Annotated in this window: 19 protein-coding genes and 1 tRNA gene; 7 read left to right on the top strand and 13 right to left on the bottom strand. The window is 69.8% G+C overall.

Annotated features, from left to right (window positions below; translation table 11 throughout):
• Positions 1 to 3 precede the first annotated feature (3 nt).
• Complete coding sequence (locus tag LV780_RS13350; RefSeq protein ID WP_117344998.1) at positions 4 to 1,650, top strand: IS1634 family transposase; 1,647 nt, start codon at positions 4 to 6, stop codon at positions 1,648 to 1,650.
• A 45-nt stretch (positions 1,651 to 1,695) separates the two neighbouring features.
• On the opposite strand, the gene LV780_RS13345 is transcribed toward LV780_RS13350, so the two are convergent.
• The 5 genes from LV780_RS13345 to LV780_RS13325 form a co-directional block, all read right to left on the bottom strand.
• Positions 1,696 to 2,532: a hypothetical protein gene (locus LV780_RS13345; protein ID WP_147326424.1), complete on the bottom strand. Its 837-nt coding sequence runs from the start codon at positions 2,530 to 2,532 to the stop codon at positions 1,696 to 1,698.
• A 91-nt stretch (positions 2,533 to 2,623) separates the two neighbouring features.
• Positions 2,624 to 2,699 (bottom strand) — tRNA-Thr (locus LV780_RS13340).
• A 163-nt stretch (positions 2,700 to 2,862) separates the two neighbouring features.
• Entirely contained in the window at positions 2,863 to 4,311 is a 1,449-nt protein-coding gene (locus LV780_RS13335; RefSeq protein ID WP_011909856.1) for a heme biosynthesis protein HemY, read from the bottom strand.
• A gap of 10 nt (positions 4,312 to 4,321) precedes the next feature.
• Entirely contained in the window at positions 4,322 to 5,617 is a 1,296-nt protein-coding gene (locus LV780_RS13330) for a COG4223 family protein (protein WP_108221298.1), read from the bottom strand.
• A gap of 67 nt (positions 5,618 to 5,684) precedes the next feature.
• Complete coding sequence (locus LV780_RS13325; protein ID WP_108221299.1) at positions 5,685 to 6,428, bottom strand: uroporphyrinogen-III synthase; 744 nt, start codon at positions 6,426 to 6,428, stop codon at positions 5,685 to 5,687.
• A 45-nt stretch (positions 6,429 to 6,473) separates the two neighbouring features.
• Between LV780_RS13325 and tsaD the strand changes: the two genes are divergently transcribed.
• Genes tsaD through LV780_RS13305 form a run of 4 tightly spaced genes read left to right on the top strand, consistent with a single transcriptional unit; the run spans position 6,474 to position 9,168 of the window.
• The gene (gene tsaD / locus LV780_RS13320) at positions 6,474 to 7,565 is read left to right on the top strand and encodes a tRNA (adenosine(37)-N6)-threonylcarbamoyltransferase complex transferase subunit TsaD (protein ID WP_108221300.1); all 1,092 of its coding nucleotides are present in this window, start codon (positions 6,474 to 6,476) and stop codon (positions 7,563 to 7,565) included.
• A complete protein-coding gene (locus LV780_RS13315; protein WP_108221301.1) occupies positions 7,562 to 8,479 on the top strand; it encodes an NAD(P)H-dependent glycerol-3-phosphate dehydrogenase in 918 nt (305 codons plus the stop codon). Before tsaD ends, LV780_RS13315 begins: the two co-directional genes overlap by 4 nt.
• A gap of 3 nt (positions 8,480 to 8,482) precedes the next feature.
• On the top strand, positions 8,483 to 8,755 hold the full coding sequence (locus LV780_RS13310; RefSeq protein ID WP_011909861.1) for a YciI family protein: 273 nt from the start codon (positions 8,483 to 8,485) through the stop codon (positions 8,753 to 8,755).
• Positions 8,755 to 9,168, top strand: coding sequence for an EVE domain-containing protein (locus tag LV780_RS13305; protein WP_108221302.1), 414 nt, complete (start codon positions 8,755 to 8,757; stop codon positions 9,166 to 9,168). The genes LV780_RS13310 and LV780_RS13305 overlap by 1 nt, the downstream gene beginning before the upstream one ends.
• An 82-nt stretch (positions 9,169 to 9,250) precedes the next feature.
• On the opposite strand, the gene pnp is transcribed toward LV780_RS13305, so the two are convergent.
• The 7 genes from pnp to rbfA form a co-directional block, all read right to left on the bottom strand.
• Positions 9,251 to 11,395: a polyribonucleotide nucleotidyltransferase gene (gene pnp / locus LV780_RS13300; RefSeq protein WP_044248416.1), complete on the bottom strand. Its 2,145-nt coding sequence runs from the start codon at positions 11,393 to 11,395 to the stop codon at positions 9,251 to 9,253.
• A gap of 181 nt (positions 11,396 to 11,576) precedes the next feature.
• Entirely contained in the window at positions 11,577 to 11,846 is a 270-nt protein-coding gene (gene rpsO / locus LV780_RS13295; RefSeq protein WP_011909864.1) for a 30S ribosomal protein S15, read from the bottom strand.
• Between the two features lie 173 nt (positions 11,847 to 12,019).
• The gene (locus tag LV780_RS13290; protein WP_011909865.1) at positions 12,020 to 12,529 is read right to left on the bottom strand and encodes a DUF1643 domain-containing protein; all 510 of its coding nucleotides are present in this window, start codon (positions 12,527 to 12,529) and stop codon (positions 12,020 to 12,022) included.
• A 208-nt stretch (positions 12,530 to 12,737) separates the two neighbouring features.
• Positions 12,738 to 13,814 (bottom strand): cysteine synthase A, encoded by a 1,077-nt coding sequence (cysK, locus tag LV780_RS13285; RefSeq protein ID WP_101342178.1) that lies wholly within the window; start codon positions 13,812 to 13,814, stop codon positions 12,738 to 12,740.
• A 183-nt stretch (positions 13,815 to 13,997) separates the two neighbouring features.
• The gene (truB, locus tag LV780_RS13280) at positions 13,998 to 14,903 is read right to left on the bottom strand and encodes a tRNA pseudouridine(55) synthase TruB (protein ID WP_108221303.1); all 906 of its coding nucleotides are present in this window, start codon (positions 14,901 to 14,903) and stop codon (positions 13,998 to 14,000) included.
• Between the two features lie 67 nt (positions 14,904 to 14,970).
• A complete protein-coding gene (locus LV780_RS13275; protein ID WP_108221304.1) occupies positions 14,971 to 15,708 on the bottom strand; it encodes a phosphodiester glycosidase family protein in 738 nt (245 codons plus the stop codon).
• Complete coding sequence (gene rbfA / locus LV780_RS13270) at positions 15,698 to 16,111, bottom strand: 30S ribosome-binding factor RbfA (protein WP_181318508.1); 414 nt, start codon at positions 16,109 to 16,111, stop codon at positions 15,698 to 15,700. The genes LV780_RS13275 and rbfA overlap by 11 nt, the downstream gene beginning before the upstream one ends.
• 188 nt (positions 16,112 to 16,299) lie before the next feature.
• Here rbfA and dapB point away from each other — a divergent pair, with 188 nt between their 5' ends.
• Complete coding sequence (gene dapB, locus LV780_RS13265) at positions 16,300 to 17,109, top strand: 4-hydroxy-tetrahydrodipicolinate reductase (protein WP_101342174.1); 810 nt, start codon at positions 16,300 to 16,302, stop codon at positions 17,107 to 17,109.
• A 102-nt stretch (positions 17,110 to 17,211) separates the two neighbouring features.
• On the opposite strand, the gene LV780_RS13260 is transcribed toward dapB, so the two are convergent.
• On the bottom strand, positions 17,212 to 17,391 hold the full coding sequence (locus LV780_RS13260; protein WP_009563153.1) for a DUF1674 domain-containing protein: 180 nt from the start codon (positions 17,389 to 17,391) through the stop codon (positions 17,212 to 17,214).
• A 67-nt stretch (positions 17,392 to 17,458) separates the two neighbouring features.
• On the opposite strand from LV780_RS13260, the gene LV780_RS13255 reads away from it, so the two are divergent.
• The gene (locus tag LV780_RS13255) at positions 17,459 to 18,688 is read left to right on the top strand and encodes an RsmB/NOP family class I SAM-dependent RNA methyltransferase (RefSeq protein ID WP_108221305.1); all 1,230 of its coding nucleotides are present in this window, start codon (positions 17,459 to 17,461) and stop codon (positions 18,686 to 18,688) included.
• The last annotated feature ends 19 nt before the right edge of the window (positions 18,689 to 18,707 follow it).

The raw sequence follows: 18,707 nt of genomic DNA, 5'->3' as shown, positions 1-18,707 counted from the left end.
GGGATGTTCATTCGCATCACCGAAAATGGCGGCCGGCGCTACCTCCAGATCATGGAGTCCTACCGTAACGACGCCGGCAAGCCGCGCAGCCGCGTGATCGCGAACCTCGGGCGCATCGACGACAGACCGGACGGCCATCTCGACTCCCTGATCCGGGGGCTGTGCAAGGTCACGGGGCGCGATGCGCCGGAGGCCCTCAGGATCGAGCAGGAGCCCGGCCGCGCCTTCGGCGACGTCTTCGCCCTCCACGAGCTGTGGAAGGACCTCGGCTTCGACCGCGCGCTGGCGCGGGCACTGCGGTCGGGCAAGCGGCAGCTTGATGTGGAGGCGCTCGTCAGGGCCATGGTTTTCAATCGGTTGTGCGAACCGGACTCGAAGCTCGGCTGCCTGCGCTGGCTGGAGACGGTGGCGATGCCGGCCATGCCCGAAACGGTGACGCATCAGCATCTGCTGCGCGCGATGGACGCGCTGATGGACCATGCGGAGCGGGTCGAGATCGAGTTGGCGAAACAGATCCGGCCGCTGGTCGACCGGGATCTGGCGGTGGTGTTCTACGACCTGACCACCGTGCGCATCCACGGCGAGGCGGAGATAGAGGATGATCTCCGCGCGTACGGCATGAACAAGGAGAAGGGCGGCATTGCCCGCCAGTTCGTGCTGGGCGTCGTGCAGACGGCGGAAGGCCTTCCGCTCATGCACACCGTCCACCCCGGCAACGTCGCGGAGACCAAGACGCTGCAGGCCATGCTGACCACCGTCCTGCAGCGTTTCCCGGTCGAGCGGGTCGTGCTGGTCGCCGACCGTGGGCTCCTGAGCCTCGACAACATCGACACGCTGACCACGCTCGCCGATCAAGGAGGGCGGAAGCTCGAGTTCATCCTGGCCGTCCCCGCCCGCCGCTACGGCGAGCTCGTCGAGACTTTCCGCGGCCTTGCCTTCGACAAGACGGGCCTCTCCGAGGCTCGCTTCGCGGGTCACCGGCTGATCGTGGCCCACGATCCGCTGCGCGCGGCCGAGCAGTCCGAGAAGCGCCGAGCCCGCATCGCCGAACTTGAGGTCATGGCCGAGCGCATGGTCGGCAAGCTGAATGCACAAGACGCGGGGCAAAGCGACCGGGGCCGGCGGGCCTCCGACCGTGGTGCCTACAGCCGCTTCACCCGCGCGGTCGCCGAGGCCGAACTCACCCGCTTCCTCAGGGCCGACTTCACCGCCGACCGCTTCAGCTGGTCGCTGGACGAGACCGCCATCCACGAGGCCGAGCTCTTCGACGGCAAGCTCGCGCTGCTGACGAATGCTCCCGACCTGACGCCGGCCGAGGCCGTCGCGCGCTACAAGGCGCTGGCCGACATCGAGCGCGGCTTCCGGGTGCTGAAGTCCGACATCGAGATCGCCCCGGTCCACCACCGCCTGCCCGATCGCATCCGCGCCCACGCGCTGATCTGCTTCCTGGCGCTCGTGCTCTATCGCGTCATGCGCATGCGCCTGAAGGCCAAGGGCCACACGGCCAGCCCCCGCACCGCGCTCGATCTCCTCGCTCGCATCCAGCGCCACCGCGCGAAAATCGGTGAGCGCACGGTCAATGGGCTCTCTGTGACAACGCCTCAACAGATGGAACTCTTCGACACCCTGAACCTGCCAAAACCCCTCTGACGAACGCCGTGTAGTCACATAATGGCTCATTCCGCCATAATGACATCAATTGCTTAGCGGTTTTGCTGTCGAACTTGGGGGGTCGCGCTTGTCCTCATCAAGGTCGGCAACCCCGACTTCGCTTCCTGCGATCTTCAGCTTCTCGAACGGGTTCACCGCCTTGCCCCGAAGGTCGAACTCGGTGAGGCCGAAGTTGGCCACCGCGACCAGCACGTTCAATTCGCGCCGCACGGAGGCGGGAGACAGGGTTCCGCCGCCGCTTCTTTCGCTTGAGAGCATGTGGTCTCGGACCGCGCGCGCGTCCTCCCGCTTCAGGTCTTCCAGCGGGCATGTCCTGACCCGCTCCCCGAGGGCCTTTCGGACACGGGCGAAGATGCGCTCCAGCCGTATCGCCGCAGCACGGTTATCGTCTCCCACGCCGCCCGCCAGCTTCTCCTTCAGATACAGCTTTCGGGCATCCTCAAGGGTGTGCTTGGGAACCGCAGGAGGTTCCTTGAGGGCCTGGACGACAGCCGTTCGGCCCTGCCGGTGCATCTCCTCCGCAAGGTGGTCGCGAAGTTCGTCCTCATCAAGACCCGTGCCACCTTGAGAGACCAGAGCCTCGGCCTCGGTCTTCGCTGCCTGCCATTCCTCGCGAGGTGTCGCCGTTGCCGCAGGCCGCCATGGGGCAGGGGCGGGAGCCACGATGCTTACCAGCCGCTCGAACTCGGTCTCAAGCTGCCCATACTCCCGCCGCAGGGCTGCACCGCTGGTGGCCTCCAAGACCCGCTTGAAGGTCTTCATCCCGGCTCGCTCCTGCGCCTCCTTGGGGATGCGCCTGCGATACTGCCACTTGCCCGAGCGGGCCTTCTGGAGATGCTCCAAGGTCATCGCTACAGCCACCGTCTGTGTCCCTTCCGTGTCCCGGCCTGTGTCCCGAGCGAGAAGGTAACCCTGCGAGTTCCTTAGATATTTGGGGAAGATAAAGGAGAAGTGGTGCCGGTGAAGGGACTCGAACCCCCGACCCCATCATTACGAATGACGTGCTCTACCAGCTGAGCTACACCGGCACTTCTCTGGAAGGTCCGCAGGGCGGACCTGTCCGTCGCTTCTCCGGTCCAAGCCGCTGATGTTGCGGTCTTACCGGGGATCCGGCGCACAGCGGCTGGTCCGCCTGCGCCCGATCCGGCGATGTTGCGGGCTTCTAGCAAAGTCCCGCGGCGGTGGGTAGCCCTATTTTGAGGCGGGCTCAACCGCTTTTTCGTCGATCACGTCATCATCCACGGCCGCGGCCTGCGCCGCCGCGGGCGCGCCCACGATCAGCGGCAGAAGCTCGGTTCCGGTCGCGCTCGGCGTGGATTTCCGGGTGGGTTCGCGCCAGCTGAGCGTGTCGAAACCGCCGCAGTTGTCGCAGATCGGCGCCCAGTTGGCGTGGACTGTCTGGCAGTTGTCGCAGCACCACTGCGGACCCCGAGGCGCCGACAACGCGCGCGCCAGCCAGCCGCGCACCACAGCCTCGTCGCCGCCTTCGCCGCGTTCGACCGCCGCCATGATGGTCAGCGACCGCTGCGTCGGATGGCGAGAGACGATGTCGCCGAGCGCGCGCCGCGCGGCCGGGAAATCCTCGGCGGCCAGCGACAACTCCGCGGTCAGCAGCCTCGACTCTTCATGATCGGGATTGATCGACGTGAGCGTGCGGAACCGCTTGAGCCGCTCGACCGGGGTCTCGTTCGGCTCGATCTCGGCGAAGGCCGCGGCCAGATCGGGGTGGGGCTCGGCCTCCCACGCCTTCTTCAGCACCCGCGTCGCGTATTTCTTGTTGCCCTGTGCCAGGTAGCTGCGCGCCGCCATGGCGGCGGCCGGGATCAGGTCCGGCGACTGCTTGTTGGCCAGGATCGCCGCCTCGCGCGCCTCGATCGAGGCATTCTCGTCGAACACGTCCTTGGCTGTCTGCAGCGCCAGCACCGCGTCGCGCCGCTTGTAAACGGCCTTGGGCAGGGCGCCCGATTTCATCTTGGCGGTGAGGGTGCTGCGCGCGCCCGACCAGTCGTGGCGGTCGGCCTGCAGCTTCAGCAGGATGTCCTGCGTTTCCGAATGCTTGGGGTTGATCTCGAAGGCCTTCTGGGCCAGCGCCAGCGCGGTTTCGGTGTCGCCCTCGTCCAGCTTCTGCTTGAGAAGGCCCCGGATGCCGACGAACTTCGTCCGCTCATCCTGCAGAAGCAGCTTGTAGGATTCCTGCGCGCGGCGCGAATCGCCCGCCTGCTGGGCCGCCTGCGCGTTCAGCAGCGTCGTCATCGCGTTCTGCCCGAGGTATTTCCGCGCCTTCGACGCCCGCGACATCGCCATGCGCGGTTCGCCCGCGGCCAGCGCCATCATGCCCTCGGACAAGGCCCGCAGCCCCTTTTGCTCGCGCGAGCGGTCGAAGTAGCGCGAGACGGCGGTCTCGTCGCCGTTCAGGAAGCGCAGCACCGCGAAGAGGAACCCCATGATCTTCAGGAACAGCCAGACCGTGAAGATCAGCAGCAGCGCCGCGATCACGGCCTGCAACGGCCCGAGGTTCAGCTCGAGGTTGCCGACGGCCAGACGCAAGGCGCCGCCGCTCTCCATCAGCATCGAGGCGCCGAACGTGAGCCCCACCACGAGGGCCACGAAAATCAGGATCTTGATCAAGGACCAAAGCATGGAACCGGCCTCACTTCCCTTCCGCGGCTGCGGCGAGGGCCGCGACGGCGTCGATTGCCTCAATGCGTGTGCGCGCCGCCTCGGTCCAGCCGGCCATGGCCTCCTGACCCTCGGGCGGCAGCGCCGCGATCTCTTCCAGCGCCTTCCGCAGATCTCCCGTGCGGACGGCGGCCTCTGCGCGCGACAGCACGGCGTCGGGATCGTCGCCGGCCCGCGGCGCCAGCGAACGCACGCCCGCCTCCGAGAGCAGGAAGGCCTGCGCCCGCGAGGTCCAGCTGTTGCCCATCGTCGCGCGGCGGGAAACGGCCAGCGCCTCGCGGGCGGCGGCCGGGAACTCGTCCTCGAGCGTGTCGAGGGTTGCAACGCCCCCTTCGGCGTGGGTGCCGAGAGCCGCGGGCGGCTCGACGCCCCGCTCGGAAAGCTGCTGCAGCGGCTCGGCGAAGGGCGAGCCCGCGTCAATGGCGGCCTCGACCTGTGCGAGGGCCGCGGCGGTGGTGGCGGCCCGCGCCTGCGACTCGGCCTCGGCCTTGAGGTCGGCCGCGGCCCGCTCGGCCTCGGCGATCCGGGCCTGCGCCTCGGCCTGCGCGTCGCTGACCGCCGAGCCCGAAGCTTCGGCGATCTGTTGGCGAAGCGCCTCGATCTCGGCCTCGAGCGATCCGGTATCCGCAGCCGGAGCCTGTTCGGACGGCGCCTCGGCCAGTTGCGCCTCGAGTTCGGCCACACGGGCCTCGGCCGCTGCGGCGCGATCCTGCGCGGCCGTCAGCTCTTCCTGCGAGGGGCCGGCGACCGGAGCGGGTTCGGCGGCCGGGGCCGCCTGCGACGCCGCGGCGAGTTCGGCGCGAAGCTGCTCGATCTCGCGCTGCTGCGCCGCGGACTGGTCGGTCTGGCCGTAGTTGGCAAGCGGCCAGTCGGGCTGGGCGTGGCGGGAATAGGCGAAACCGCCCGCCGCGCCTGCAATCCCACCCACGAGAAGCAGCACGAAGCCGGCCGGCCCGCTGCCGCTGCGCTGCGGCTCGGGCTTGCGCGGTGGCGGCGGGGGCACGGGCGCCGGCTCGTCCAGCTCTTCGCGGTCGTGGGCGGGCGGCATCTCGGCGATGATCTCGGCTTCGTCGGGCAGCGTGCGATCCCGATCGGCGGGTTCGGCGGTGGCGCCCTCCGTGGTCAGACCCTCGGCCCCTGATTCGGCGGGTGCGGGTTCGGCGGGCTCTCGCGCCTCCACAGGTTCCGGGTTGGAAAGGGACTGGGGATCGGGCGCGTCGTCGTCCCGATTCTTCTCACCAGGTTCGCGGGACTCCGGTTCTGACATCGCCGTGCCTTCCAGTTTTTCAGGTGTTTTGTGACCGCAGTCACCCTAGCGACTGCGGCGGGTTGCCTCAAGCATCTGCCTCTGCGTCAAGTAGCGCCTTGACCGCATCGAGAAGCGCCTCGGCATCGGGACGGGCCGCGACGCGCAGACGGGCCGGAAAGAGAGCGCCGGCGGCCTCGGCCACGGCCGGGCTCATCGCGGCCACCCAGAGCTGCGGGGCCACACCCGCCCGCGCCAGTTCGAGCCCCAGCAGCCGGGCCGTCCGAGGCGAGAACAGCGGCGCCAGCACCGGCGCCCCGCCGGCCAGCAGCGCCAGCGCCTCGGGCAACAGCGGTTGCGGGCGCTGGTCATAGACCACGGCCTCCACCACCACGAGCCCCTGCGCCGCAAGCCGGGGCGCCACCTCTCCGCGCGACTCCGCGCCCCGCAGGTGAAGGAGCGGCCCCCTCTCGCCCGCGGCGACGATGGCGGCGATCAGCGCCTCGGCATCGCCTTCGGCCGACTGCGCATCCAGCCCCGCGGCCCGCGCGGCCCGCGCGGTGCGGTTGCCCACGCACCAGGCGCGACCCACGCCCGCCAATCCGGGCGCGGCGAGGCGGCGAAAGCCTTCCACGCCGGTCTCGGAGGTGAAGATCAGCGCCTCGGGCCGCAGCGCAATCGGGGGAGAGAGGAACTCGGGCACCATCAGCGGCGAGGTCACCAGCCGCACCGGCCCGAGCGCCTCGCGCAGCGCCACGGCAAAGCGCGCGCCCTGCGCCTCGGGGCGGGTGAGAAGGACGGCCGGAAGGAGGGGGCGGGATTGTGGGGCCATGAGCAAGGTGTTACCTGCGGTCAGAACCTTCGGCAACGGCGCCCCATGTCTCACCCGCTCACCTTCCTCGGCATCGAGAGCAGCTGCGACGACACCGCGGCGGCCGTGGTGCGCGCGGCCGAGCGGGCCGAGATCCTGTCCTCGGTGGTGGACGGGCAGGCCGCGCTTCACGCGCCCTTCGGCGGCGTGGTGCCGGAAATCGCGGCTCGCGCCCATGCCGAGCGGCTCGACCTCTGCGTCGAACGCGCGCTGCAGGAGGCCGGGCTGGGTCTTGGCGATCTCGACGGGATCGCGGTGACGGCGGGGCCGGGCCTGATCGGGGGCGTGCTGTCGGGCGTGATGCTGGCCAAGGGGCTGGCGGCGGGAACGGGCCTGCCGCTCGTGGGGGTGAATCACCTCGCGGGCCACGCGCTCACACCACGGCTGACCGACGCGCTTGCCTTTCCCTATCTGATGCTTCTCGTGTCGGGAGGTCATTGCCAGTTCCTGATCGCTCGTGGAGCGGAAGCATTCTCGCGCCTTGGCGGTTCCATCGACGATGCGCCGGGCGAGGCTTTCGACAAGACCGCCAAGCTTCTGGGCCTGCCGCAACCCGGAGGCCCCTCGGTCGAGGCCGAGGCGGCCACGGGCGATCCGCGCCGCTTCGCCTTTCCGCGACCGATGCTGGACCGGCCGGGGTGCGACATGTCCTTCTCGGGGCTGAAGACCGCGCTGCTCCGGGCCCGCGACGGGATCGTGGCGGAGAAGGGCGGGATCACGCGGCAGGATCGGGCCGATCTCTGCGCGGGCTTTCAGGCGGCCGTGGTGGATGTGCTGGCGGAAAAGACCCGCCGCGCGCTCGCGATCTATGCGGAGGAACAGGCGCCCGTGCCCGCGCTGGCGGTGGCCGGCGGGGTGGCGGCCAACGGGCCGATCCGCGCGGCGCTGACCCGCGTGGCCGAGGAGGCGGGCGTGCGCTTCCTCGCCCCGCCGCTCCGGCTTTGCACGGACAATGCGGCCATGATCGCCTGGGCGGGCATCGAGAGGTTTCGGGCGGGCGGTCGCGACGGGATGGATCTGCAGGCCCGTCCGCGCTGGCCGCTCGACCAGAGCGCGCCGGCCCTGATCGGGTCGGGCAGGAAGGGGGCAAAGGCATGATCGGCATCCTCGGCGCAGGCGCTTTTGGCACGGCCCTTGCCGTCACCCTCGGACGCGAGCAGCCCGTAACACTCTGGGCGCGGCGCGGCGTGGCGAAGCTCGAGCTGGAGCTTCCCCCGCTGGTGCGGCTGACGTCGGACATCGAAACCGTCACCGAGCCGACCGTGCTGCTTGCGGTGCCCATGCAGGCCCTGGGCGGGCTTCTGCGGGAGCATGCGGCCCAACTCGAGGGCCGGGCGCTGGTCGCCTGCTGCAAGGGCGTGGATCTTGCCACCGGCCACGGCCCGACCGCGCTGATCGCCGAAGCCTGCCCGCGCGCCACGGCCGCGATCCTGACGGGGCCGAGCTTTGCCGCCGACATCGCCCGCGGACTGCCGACCGCCCTGACCCTTGCCACCGCGGACGAGGCCGCGGGCGAGGCGCTGCAACGCCAGCTTTCGACGGCGACGCTCCGGCTTTACCGCACGACGGATACGGTGGGGGCCGAGCTGGGCGGCGCGCTGAAGAACGTGATCGCCATCGCCGCGGGCGTCGTCATCGGCGCGGGCCTCGGGCAATCCGCGCGGGCCGCCCTGATGACGCGGGGCTATGCCGAGATGCAGCGGCTGGCGCTGGCGCTCGGGGCGCGCGCCGATACGCTCGCGGGCCTGTCGGGGCTGGGGGATCTGGTGCTGACCTGCACCTCCGAACAGTCGCGGAACTTCCGCTACGGGCAGGCGCTCGGCGCGGGCGCGGGCTTCGATCCCGCCGTGACGGTCGAGGGCCGGGCGACGGCGGCGGCGGTCGTGGCGCTGGCCGCGCGGCGCGAAATCGACATGCCGATCACGGCGATGGTGGATGCGCTGATCGACGGGCGCGTGACGCTGCCGCAAGCCATCCAGACCCTTTTGTCCCGCCCCCTGAAACAGGAGTAGCCCATGCGCGTGGCCCTGATCTGCACCGACCGGCCCGGTGCGCTCCAGACCCGGCTCGACAACCGCGCCGCCCACCTTGCCTATATCGCCGAAACCGGCGTGGTCGAGATGGCCGGTCCGTTCCTCTCGCCCGAGGGGCAGATGACCGGCTCTCTCGTGGTGCTCGAGGTGGAGACGCTGGCCGATGCCGAGGCCTGGGCCGCTGGCGATCCCTACGCCCGGGCGGGGCTGTTCGAGAGCGTGACGATCTCGGAGTGGAAGAAGGTGGTGGGCTGATGGCCTTCTGGCTGTTCAAGTCCGAGCCCGACGCCTGGTCGTGGGAGCAGCAGCAGGCCAGGGGCCAGGCCGGAGAGGAATGGACCGGCGTGCGCAACTATCAGGCGCGCAACCACATGCGGGCCATGAAACTCGGCGAGCGCGGGTTCTTCTACCATTCCAACATCGGCAAGGAAGTCGTGGGCATCGTCGAGGTCTGCGGCCTGTCCGCGCCCGATTCCACCGCCGACGATCCGCGCTGGGACTGCGTGACGGTCCGGGCGGTGGAGCCGATGCCGAGGCCCGTCACGCTCGAGGCCATCAAGGCCGAGCCGCGGCTGGCCGGCATGGTGCTCGTCACCAATTCGCGCCTCTCGGTCCAGCCGGTCGGCGACGAGGAATGGCGCGTGATCTGCGAGATGGGCGGCCTCTGAACCATCTGCGGTCCGCGGGACAGCAAAAGGCCCCGCCGCGGATGCGACGGGGCCAAAGCCTGAGCGGCAGGCGCCCGGAAGATCAGGCCTCGGTGGCCTCTTCCTTCTTCTCGGGCGCGATCTCCTGCCCGGTCTCCTGATCGACCATCTTCATGCCGAGGCGGACCTTGCCGCGCTCGTCGAAGCCGAGCAGCTTGACCTTCACTTCCTGGCCTTCCTTCAGCACCTCGTTGGGGTGCGTCAGGCGCTTGTTGGCGATCTGGCTGACATGCACCAGACCGTCGCGCTTGCCGAAGAAGTTCACGAAGGCTCCGAAATCGACCAGCTTCACCACCTTGCCGGTGTAGATCTGGCCCTCTTCCGGCTCCGCCACGATCGACCAGATCATGTCGTAGGCCTTCTTGATGGCCGCCTGATCGTTCGAGGCGATCTTGATCACGCCGTCGTCGTTGATGTCGACCTTGGCTCCGCTCGTTTCCACGATCTCGCGGATCACCTTGCCGCCCGAGCCGATCACTTCGCGGATCTTGTCGGTCGGGATCGTCAGCGTCTCGATCTTCGGCGCATAGGCCGAGAAGGAATTGGCCGAGGACAGCGCCTTCGACATCTCGCCGAGGATGTGCATCCGGCCGTCCTTCGCCTGCGCGAGGGCCTGCTCCATGATCGCCGGCGTGATGCCCGCGACCTTGATGTCCATCTGCAGCGAGGTGATGCCGTTCTCGGTGCCCGCCACCTTGAAGTCCATGTCGCCGAGGTGATCCTCGTCGCCGAGGATGTCGGTCAGCACCGCCCATTTGCCATCATCCTCGAGGATGAGGCCCATGGCCACGCCTGCGACCGGCGCCTTCAGCGGCACGCCTGCATCCATCATCGAGAGCGACCCGCCGCAGACCGACGCCATCGAGGACGAGCCGTTCGATTCCGTGATCTCGGACACGACGCGGATCGTGTAGGGGAAGTCGGTCGCGGCCGGCAGCACCGCCTGCAGCGCGCGCCACGCCAGCTTGCCGTGGCCGATCTCGCGCCGGCCCGGAGGTCCGAAGCGGCCCACTTCGCCGACCGAGTAGGGCGGGAAGTTGTAGTGCAGCAGGAAGTTCGAGCGTGAGTTGCCGTGCAGCGCGTCGATGATCTGCTCATCCTCGCCGGTGCCGAGCGTGGTCACGACCAGCGCCTGAGTCTCGCCGCGGGTGAAGAGCGCCGAGCCGTGGGTGCGCGGCAGGACGCTCGTCTCCGAGATGATCGGGCGGACGGTCTTCGTGTCGCGGCCGTCGATGCGGGCGCCACCGTTGATGATGTCGCCGCGCAGGATCGAGCTTTCCAGCTTCTTGAAGGCGGTGCCGAGGTTCTCGTCGGCCAGTTCCGCGTCCGACAGCTGCGCCTTGATCGCGGCGCGGGCGGCGTCGATGGCGTTCACCCGCTCCTGCTTCTCGCGGATCGCGAAGGCGGCGCGCATCTGCGCCTCGCCGAGCGACTTCACCTTGGCGTAGAGCGCGGCATAGTCCGGCGGCGAGAAGTCGAAGGGCTCTTTCGCGGCTTCCTCGGCAAAGTCGATGATCATGTCGATCACCGGCTGCATCGCCTCGTGGCCGAACTTCACGGCGCCCAGCATCTCGGCCTCGGACAGCTCGTAAGCCTCCGATTCGACCATCATCACGGCGTCCTTGGTGCCGGCGATCACCAGATCCAGCCGCTGCTCGGGGTTCTCGCGCAGCTTCTGCATGTCATCGACGTCGGGGTTCAGCACATATTCGCCGTTGGCATAGCCCACGCGCGCGGCCCCGATCGGACCCATGAAGGGCACGCCCGAGATCGTCAGCGCCGCCGAGGCGGCGATCATCGCCACGATGTCGGGCTCGTTCACGAGGTCATGGCTGAGCACGGTGACGATCAGCAGCACTTCGTTCTTGAAGCCGTCCACGAACAGCGGGCGGATCGGGCGGTCGATCAGGCGGGAGGTCAGCGTCTCCTTCTCGGAGGGGCGGGCTTCACGCTTGAAGAAGCCGCCGGGCACCTTGCCCGCGGCGTAATAGCGTTCCTGGTAGTGAACCGTGAGCGGGAAGAAGTCCTGGCCCGGCTTCGCGGCTTTCGCGAAGGTCACGTTGGCCATGACCGAGGTCTCGCCCAGCGTGGCGATGACAGAGCCATCCGCCTGACGGGCGACCTTGCCGGTCTCGAGGGTCAGCGTCTCGCCGCCCCATTCGATCGATTTCTTTGTAACGTTGAACATCTCGTTTCCTGTCCTGACCGGGGGACCCTCCGCCCGGCCTGTTGCGTACGGGCCGCATGCCCGTGGCTCCTGTCTCATGCCGTGGCCTGTCCCGCGGAGCCCGTCGGGGAGGCCGTCATCCGCGGAGAAGCCTCCCCGCATCCGGAATAGGAAAACGCGCCCCGCAGGGCGCGCTTCAAGGTCAGCGGCGGAGGCCCAGACGCGCGATCAGCGCGGTGTAGCGGGCTTCTTCCTTCTTCTTGAGGTAGTCGAGCAGCTTGCGGCGCTGCGCCACCATCATCAGGAGACCCCGACGGGAGTGGTTGTCCTTCTTGTGGGACTTGAAGTGCTCGGTCAGCGTCGCGATGCGCGAGCTGAGGATCGCCACCTGGACTTCCGGCGAGCCGGTGTCGCCTTCCTTGGTGGCGTATTCCTTGATGAGACGGGCTTTTTCTTCGACGGTGATCGACATCGGATACTCCATGTTCTGTGTGTGACGGCGCAAGCCGGGATGTCGTCCAGCAGGGCCCTGTAGCTCCGCCACCAGGGGCGGATGCGCGCCTATACGGGAAAAACGCCTGAAAGGAAAGCGTCTTCTCCGCCGAGGGGTGGCGCGCGGGCGATCCGTGGCGGGCGGCGGCGGCGTCACTCCCAGAGGATCGGCGGCTGGTGATAGCCGATGTAGAGCGGGTGCCTCGGCTGGCCGTCCTGGTTCAACCCGAGATGGTGGAGCGGCAGGCCGGTCGCCCGGAGCAGCGCCTCGACCTGCCGCCCCCGGTCGAGAAAGGCGCCGTGCGTGCCCCAGGCGCAGACGATCCGGTCGGCCCAGGGGGCAGAGTGGGCGATCGCCTCGTCATTCTCGGGATTGCCCACCGGATCGGGCGCCGCGCGCATCTTCTTCGGGTCGGTGTCCCGCCAGGCAAAGATGTTGCAGACACGGAACCCCCCGAACCCGAGCGCCCGGGCCCGCCGCTCGCAGCGCTCCACCGTCGGGTCGTTCTGGTATTCGGTGGCCGTGGAGGGGTTGAGCATGATGAACAGCGCCTTCGCCCCCGCCGGGTCCCAGATGCGCGTCAACAGATAGCGGTAGCGTTCGCAGTCGGAATAGACGGCGGTCGAGGGCGCATCGCCCTTCACGAAGCTGCGCGTGATCATCTGCCCTCCGGTTCGGCCGCCTCCACCTAGGCGGCCGCGCCGGGAAGGGCAAGGGCGCGGGTTCGGCCGCCTCCACCCGGGCGGCCGCGCCGGCAAGGGCAGGGGCGCCGGTTCCGTAGCCGAGGCCCCGGATCGGTTCGTCCCCGGCAGGGCCGCGCGAGGGGGTTCGATGCCCCCTCGCGCGGCGCCTCCGCCCGGTCGGTCCGCCTCAGAGTTGGAAGCTCGGGGTCGAGGCCGAAAGCGCCTGTTCTTCCTCGTCCATGTCCTCGCCGATGGCCTGGAAAAGCGGGGTGGACATGTAGCGCTCGCCCGTGTCGGGCAGCATCGCGAGGATCACCGACCCTTCCGGCGCCCGCCTGGCCACCTCCAGCGCCACCGCAAAGGTCGAGCCGCCCGAGACCCCGGTGAGGATGCCCTCCCTGGCCGCCAGTTCCCTGGCCCACTTCATCCCGTCCTCGCCCGAGACCGGGATCAGCTCGTCATAAGCCGCGGCGTCGAGCCCCTCCTGCAGCACCTTCGGGATGAAGTCCGGTGTCCAGCCCTGAATCGGATGCGGCTCGAAGGCCGGGTGGCCCGAGGCCGCCGTCCCGTCCGCATTCCGCTCCTGCGGCACGCCCGATCCGACGAGCTGGGCATTGGCGGGCTCGCTCAGCACGATCTTCACCTCGGGGCGCTCGCGGCGCAGGACGCGCGCCACACCCGTCACCGTCCCGCCGGTGCCGTAGCCGGTCACGAACCAGTCGAGCCGCTGACCCTCGAAATCCGCCACGATCTCGCGCGCAGTGGTCGATTCGTGGATGTCGGCGTTGGCGTCTGTCTCGAACTGGCTGGCGAGGAACCAGCCGTTCGCCTCGGCCAGCTCCTGCGCCTTGCGATACATCCCGAAGCCCTTGCCCGCCCGTGGCGTCAGCACGACCTTGGCGCCCAGGAGCCGCATCAGCCGCCGCCGCTCGACCGAGAAGGCCTCGGACATGGTGATGACCAGCGGATAGCCCTTCTGCGCGCAGACCATCGCAAGGCCGATCCCGGTGTTGCCGCTGGTCGCCTCGACCACCGTCATCCCCGGCTTCAGCTTGCCCGACCGTTCCGCCGCCTCGATGATGTTCAGCGCCAGCCGGTCCTTCACCGAAGCGGCGGGGTTGAAGAACTCGGCCTTCACATAGATCGTCACGCCCTTGGGCGAGAGATTGTTGATGCGGATGACGGGCGTGTTGCCCACCGTGTCGAGCACGCTGTCGTAGAGCCTGCCGCGGCCCTCGGTCGTCCGGATCTTCTGGGCATCCATGATGCTTCTCCTGTCACTCTCGGTTGCCGCAGCTTAACCCGTTCCGGCGCGGCGTGTTTCCCCATTTTCGCCGCGCCGGTGGAGGGTTGTTCCGAAGGGGCCGCCGCGCGTGGAACGCGGTTGCCCCGCCGCCCGCATCCGCGGCGGCCTCGGATGTGACGGAGTGCGGCCGCAGACTGCCGCTCAGAGGTTGAACACCCGCGTCGGATGCAGCTCTCCGGCCTTGTAGATCCCGACCGCGACCGGCTGGCCCTGAAAGCTGGCCCAGGCTTCCTCGCCGAACTCCACGTCCGAGGCGATCACCATGCCGGGGTTGCCGCACTTCAGCCGCGCGGCGCCCTCGGCCGTGGCGGGCAGCTCCGGCAGATCGGCCAGCCCGCAGGCCAGCGGCATCACATGCGTGAGCAGTTCCTCGCTCTTGGCCAGCTCGTCGATCGTCGCGACCGAGATCCCCTCCTCGGCCTCGAACGGCCCCGACCAGGTCCGGCGCAGCCACTCGACATGGCCGCGGCAGCCCAGCGCCTGCCCGAGATCGCGGGCGATCGAACGGACATAGCCGCCCTTGCCGCAGACCATCTCCAGTTCGACATGGTCCGCATCCGGCCGGGAGATCAGCTCGAGGCTCTCGACCCAGAGCGGCCGGGCGGCAAGATCCAGCCGCTCGCCCTCGCGCGCGAGATCATAGGCGCGCTCGCCCTCGACCTTCACCGCCGAGAACTGGGGCGGCACCTGCATGATCTCGCCGCGGAAGGCCGCCAGCGCCGCCTCGATCTCCGGGTCTTCCGGCCGCGCCTCCGAGGTGGCGATCACCTCGCCGCTCGCATCGTCCGTCCGCGTGCCCACGCCCAGCCGCACCATGAAGCGGTAGCATTTCAGCGCATCGGTGATGTAGGGAACGGTCTTGGTGGCTTCCCCCAGCGCGACGGCCAGAACCCCCGTCGCATCCGGGTCGAGCGTTCCCGCATGGCCCGCCTTCTGCGCCCCGAGCGCCCAGCGCACCTTGTTCACGACCGCGGTCGAGGTCATGCCCGCGGGCTTGTCCACCACCAGCCAGCCAGAGATCGCCCGGCCCTTGCGCGTCCGTCCCATGCTCGTCCCTCCAGAAAGAAGGCCGCCTGCTAGCCCCTCGCGCCGGTCGCGTCAACGGCGCCCGAGGTCAGGGCGTAGGAACCACCAGCCCCACGATGGGGCCCATCGGCGTGCCCCAGTCCGACCGGCGCGCGCCGCGGTCGTAGAGGCGCGAGATCGAGCCGTCGAAATAGAGTGCGTCGGGCAGCTCCAGGGCATCCCGGAAGAGGCGTCCGAACTCGTGGAAGGTGATCGGGCGATTCGAGATCGCGAAGACGGCGCGGCTGCCGTCGGCGCTGACGCCCACGCCGTTGCGCACATAGCGCGAATCGCTGTCCACCAGAAAGCGCGGATGCAGCTTGCCCCCGATCACCAGCATCGGGCCCGACTGGCTGGCAAAGCGGCAGGCGGGCCGCTCGGCCGCAAAGGCGCGCGACTCGATCACGCGATAGCCCTCGCCCACGCAGAAGACGCCGTTGGGCAGCATCCCGAAATTGCCCGGCCCGGCCGAGGTCACGATCGGCGCACGCTCAAAGCCCTCCTCGACCAGCAGCCCCACCGGCCGGCGGTCGGCGTGATACATGCCCGCGTTCATCGCAAAGGCAAGCTGCCGCCCCTCGGGCGCCAGCGCGCTGTTGATCCGCTCGAAGCTGCCGTAGGGCTTGCCGTCGGGCGCGGTCTGGAACAGGCGGATGTCGTCGCCGGCCTGTGCTTCGCACAGGCTGTAGCGCGTGCCCTCGAAGGTCAGGTCACGGCAGGCCGGCTCGGCCGTCGCACAGGCCGCCGGCCAGAGCGCGAGGGCGAGCGCGACGAGCCTAGTCCTCATCTCCGTCCCCGCTGCCGCGGATGTCGCGCTGCACCGTCTCGTCCGAGAACAGCCGTCTCGTCTCGTCCAGCCGGTCAAAGGTCTCGTCCGGCCGGAAGCGCAGGTCCGGCGCGTATTTCAGCGTCATCTGCCGGGTGATGTGGTGGCGCAGCTCGCCGCGGTGCTTCGACAGAAGCGCGATCGCTTCCTCCACATCCTTGCCGCCCAGCGGCATGACATGGACGGTCGCCACCTTCAGGTCGGGCGAGCAGCGCACCTCGCCCACGGTGATCGACATCCGGTTCAGGTCAGGATCGTGGATCTCGCCACGGTTGAGCACGTCCGCAAGCGTGCGGCGGATCAGTTCGCCGACGCGAAGCTGGCGTTGCGAGGGGCCGGTGCCGGTGTGGGATCTGTGTGCCATCCGGCCCATGTAGGCCGTTTCGCGCCGCCCCGCAACGCCGCTTGCAGGGACCGGTCTCGACGCAGCCGCACCCCCGTCCCCCACCCGTCCCCCCCCGTCCGCCGCCCGCCGGGCACGCCCCCGTCGCACCGCCCTTTGCGCGCGCCGTGCGAAGCCGCTAGGAAGGCGCAAAAGCAAGGGAGCGCGTCATGTCGGATCTGCCGGGTATCGTCGTCACCGGGGCCTCGGGCCGGATGGGCCAGATGCTGATGAGGACCGTGCTCGCCTCGGACAAGGCCCGCCTCGTGGGCGCGGTCGAGCGGCCGGGCAGCGAGTGGGTCGGCCGCGACGCCGGCGCCGCCATGGGAGGCGCCGCGATCGGCGTCACCGTTACCGACGACCCGCTCGAGGCCTTCGCCCAGGCGCAGGCCGTGATCGACTTCACCTCCCCCGAGGCGACGGTGCATTTCGCCGAACTGGCGGCCCAGGCCCGCGCCGTCCATGTGATCGGCACCACCGGGCTCGATCCCGCCCATCTCGAAAAGCTCGAATGGGCGGCCCATCACGCGGTCATCGTGCGGGCCGGCAACATGAGCCTCGGGGTGAACCTGCTCACCCGGCTCACGCAGAAGGTGGCCGAAGCTCTCGATGCCGACTGGGACATCGAGGTGGTCGAGGCGCACCATCGGATGAAGGTGGACGCGCCCTCCGGCACGGCGCTGATGCTGGGCGAGGCCGCGGCCCGCGGCCGGGGGACGGATCTGGACCGCGCCCGTGTCTCGGGCCGCGACGGCATCACCGGCCCCCGTGCGCCGGGAAGCATCGGCTTCTCGGCCATCCGAGGCGGCGACATCGTGGGCGAACATGACGTGATCTTCGCCGCGGCCGGAGAGCGCATCGTGCTGCGCCACGTCGCCACCGACCGGGCGATCTTCGCGCGCGGCGCCCTCAGGGCGGCGCTCTGGGGCCAGGACAAGCGTCCGGGCCAGTATGACATGATCGACGTCCTGGGCCTCTGACCCGCCCGAACCGTCGCGCGCTCGCCAGGCCTGCCCTTTCATTCTGGCGGAAATATCCCGGGGTCCGGGGCAGAGCCCCGGCGGCCGGCCCCTCGGGCGCGGTCAGAAGTCGATTGCGATCCCCTTCTTCTCCCAGTCGCCGAAACGCACCGGCTCGGGCCCGTTGCGCCCGCCGATCTCCTTCGGCAGGTCGAGCGCCTTGGCCTGCCGGCGGCGCTCCTCGGCCTCGGCCAGCGCGCGCAACGCCTCGGGCGGAAGGTCCTTGCGGGTCTCTTCGGTCATGTCGGGCTTCCTTGTAAGGGCTTGCCGCATGATATACCGCCGGAGAGCGGCGGAACAAGGAGGCGGCATGGCGGACGAGGCGCGGGGCATGGCGGTGGCGCTTCTCGATGCGGTGCTGGGCGAGCGGAGGCTCCTGTCGCAGGCGGTGGGCGAGCTTCCGTCCGCCGGCCCGGCCGAGCGCGCGCGGGCGCAGCGGCTGGCGCTGACGGCGCTGCGCCATCTCGACCCGGCCGACCGGCTGCTTTCAGCGCATCTCCGCAAGGCGCCCCCGCTCACGGTGCGCAACATCCTGCGGCTCGCCGTGGTCGAGATGGCGGTCGAGGGCGCCGCTCCGCACGGCGTGGTCAATGCCGCCGTGGATCTGGCCCGGCGCGGGCGCCGCACGCAGCATCTGGCGGGGCTGGTCAATGCGGTGCTGCGCAAGATCGCGCCCGCCTCCTTTGCCGGCCTGCCCGCCCGGCCGATGCCGATGTGGCTCCGCCAGCCGCTCGTCCGGCGCTGGGGCCGCGGCGTGGTGGCGGCCATCGAGGCGGTGCAGGCCGCGGCACCTCCGCTCGACCTGACGGCGAAGCCGGGGCGCATCGCGCCGGGCGAGCCGCTGCCCACCGGCAGCTTCCGGCTGCGCGAGCCGGGGCAGGTCTCGGCCCTTCCGGGTTTCGAGGCGGGCGACTGGTGGGTGCAGGATGCGGCCGCGGCGCTGGCCGTGCGGCTGCTCGACCCGCAGCCGGGCGAGCGGATCGCCGATCTCTGCGCGGCCCCCGGGGGCAAGACGCTCCAGCTCGCCGCCGCGGGCGCCGAGGTGACGGCGCTCGACCTGTCCGAGCCACGCCTCGTCCGGCTGCGCGAGAACCTGGCCCGCACCGGGCTGCAGGCCGAGGTGGTGGCCGCCGATCTTCTGGCCTGGCAGGGCGGGCCGTTCGATGCGGTCCTGCTCGATGCGCCCTGCTCGGCCACCGGCACGATCCGCCGCCATCCCGACCTGCCCTTCGTCAAGGACGGCAGCGAACTGCCGGCGCTGGTCGCGCTTCAGTCCGCGATGCTGGACAGGGCGCTCGGGATGCTGAAGCCCGGTGGACGCCTCGTCTTCTGCACCTGCTCGCTCCTCGAGGAGGAGGGCGAGGCGCAGCTTTCGGCGCTTCTCGAACGTCACCCCGCCCTCAGGGTCGAGCCCCCGTCGCTGGCGGGGGTCGAGCCCGGCTGGGTCGGCCCCGAGGGCGGACTGCGCCTGCGCCCCGACCATTGGGCCGAGGCCGGGGGCATGGACGGCTTCTACATGGTGCGGGTGCGCAAACCATGAGCCGGAAGAGCGGAGCGGG

This window comes from Cereibacter azotoformans (genome assembly GCF_021391315.1).
GTDB lineage: Bacteria > Pseudomonadota > Alphaproteobacteria > Rhodobacterales > Rhodobacteraceae > Cereibacter_A > Cereibacter_A azotoformans.
Note: the sequence above shows the minus strand (reverse complement) of the source record. Positions and strands in the feature narration are given on the sequence as shown.

Bases quoted from the DNA above. Each gene is read 5' to 3' on its own strand.
- LV780_RS13350 (WP_117344998.1), top strand. From the start codon at position 4: ATGTTCATTCGCATCACCGAAAATGGCGGCCGGCGCTACCTCCAGATC.
- LV780_RS13335 (WP_011909856.1), bottom strand. From the start codon at position 4,311: ATGCTTTGGTCCTTGATCAAGATCCTGATTTTCGTGGCCCTCGTGGTG.
- LV780_RS13330 (WP_108221298.1), bottom strand. From the start codon at position 5,617: ATGTCAGAACCGGAGTCCCGCGAACCTGGTGAGAAGAATCGGGACGAC.
- LV780_RS13325 (WP_108221299.1), bottom strand. From the start codon at position 6,428: ATGGCCCCACAATCCCGCCCCCTCCTTCCGGCCGTCCTTCTCACCCGC.
- tsaD (WP_108221300.1), top strand. From the start codon at position 6,474: ATGTCTCACCCGCTCACCTTCCTCGGCATCGAGAGCAGCTGCGACGAC.
- LV780_RS13315 (WP_108221301.1), top strand. From the start codon at position 7,562: ATGATCGGCATCCTCGGCGCAGGCGCTTTTGGCACGGCCCTTGCCGTC.
- LV780_RS13310 (WP_011909861.1), top strand. From the start codon at position 8,483: ATGCGCGTGGCCCTGATCTGCACCGACCGGCCCGGTGCGCTCCAGACC.
- LV780_RS13305 (WP_108221302.1), top strand. From the start codon at position 8,755: ATGGCCTTCTGGCTGTTCAAGTCCGAGCCCGACGCCTGGTCGTGGGAG.
- pnp (WP_044248416.1), bottom strand. From the start codon at position 11,395: ATGTTCAACGTTACAAAGAAATCGATCGAATGGGGCGGCGAGACGCTG.
- rpsO (WP_011909864.1), bottom strand. From the start codon at position 11,846: ATGTCGATCACCGTCGAAGAAAAAGCCCGTCTCATCAAGGAATACGCC.
- LV780_RS13290 (WP_011909865.1), bottom strand. From the start codon at position 12,529: ATGATCACGCGCAGCTTCGTGAAGGGCGATGCGCCCTCGACCGCCGTC.
- cysK (WP_101342178.1), bottom strand. From the start codon at position 13,814: ATGGATGCCCAGAAGATCCGGACGACCGAGGGCCGCGGCAGGCTCTAC.
- truB (WP_108221303.1), bottom strand. From the start codon at position 14,903: ATGGGACGGACGCGCAAGGGCCGGGCGATCTCTGGCTGGCTGGTGGTG.
- LV780_RS13275 (WP_108221304.1), bottom strand. From the start codon at position 15,708: ATGAGGACTAGGCTCGTCGCGCTCGCCCTCGCGCTCTGGCCGGCGGCC.
- rbfA (WP_181318508.1), bottom strand. From the start codon at position 16,111: ATGGCACACAGATCCCACACCGGCACCGGCCCCTCGCAACGCCAGCTT.
- dapB (WP_101342174.1), top strand. From the start codon at position 16,300: ATGTCGGATCTGCCGGGTATCGTCGTCACCGGGGCCTCGGGCCGGATG.
- LV780_RS13260 (WP_009563153.1), bottom strand. From the start codon at position 17,391: ATGACCGAAGAGACCCGCAAGGACCTTCCGCCCGAGGCGTTGCGCGCG.
- LV780_RS13255 (WP_108221305.1), top strand. From the start codon at position 17,459: ATGGCGGACGAGGCGCGGGGCATGGCGGTGGCGCTTCTCGATGCGGTG.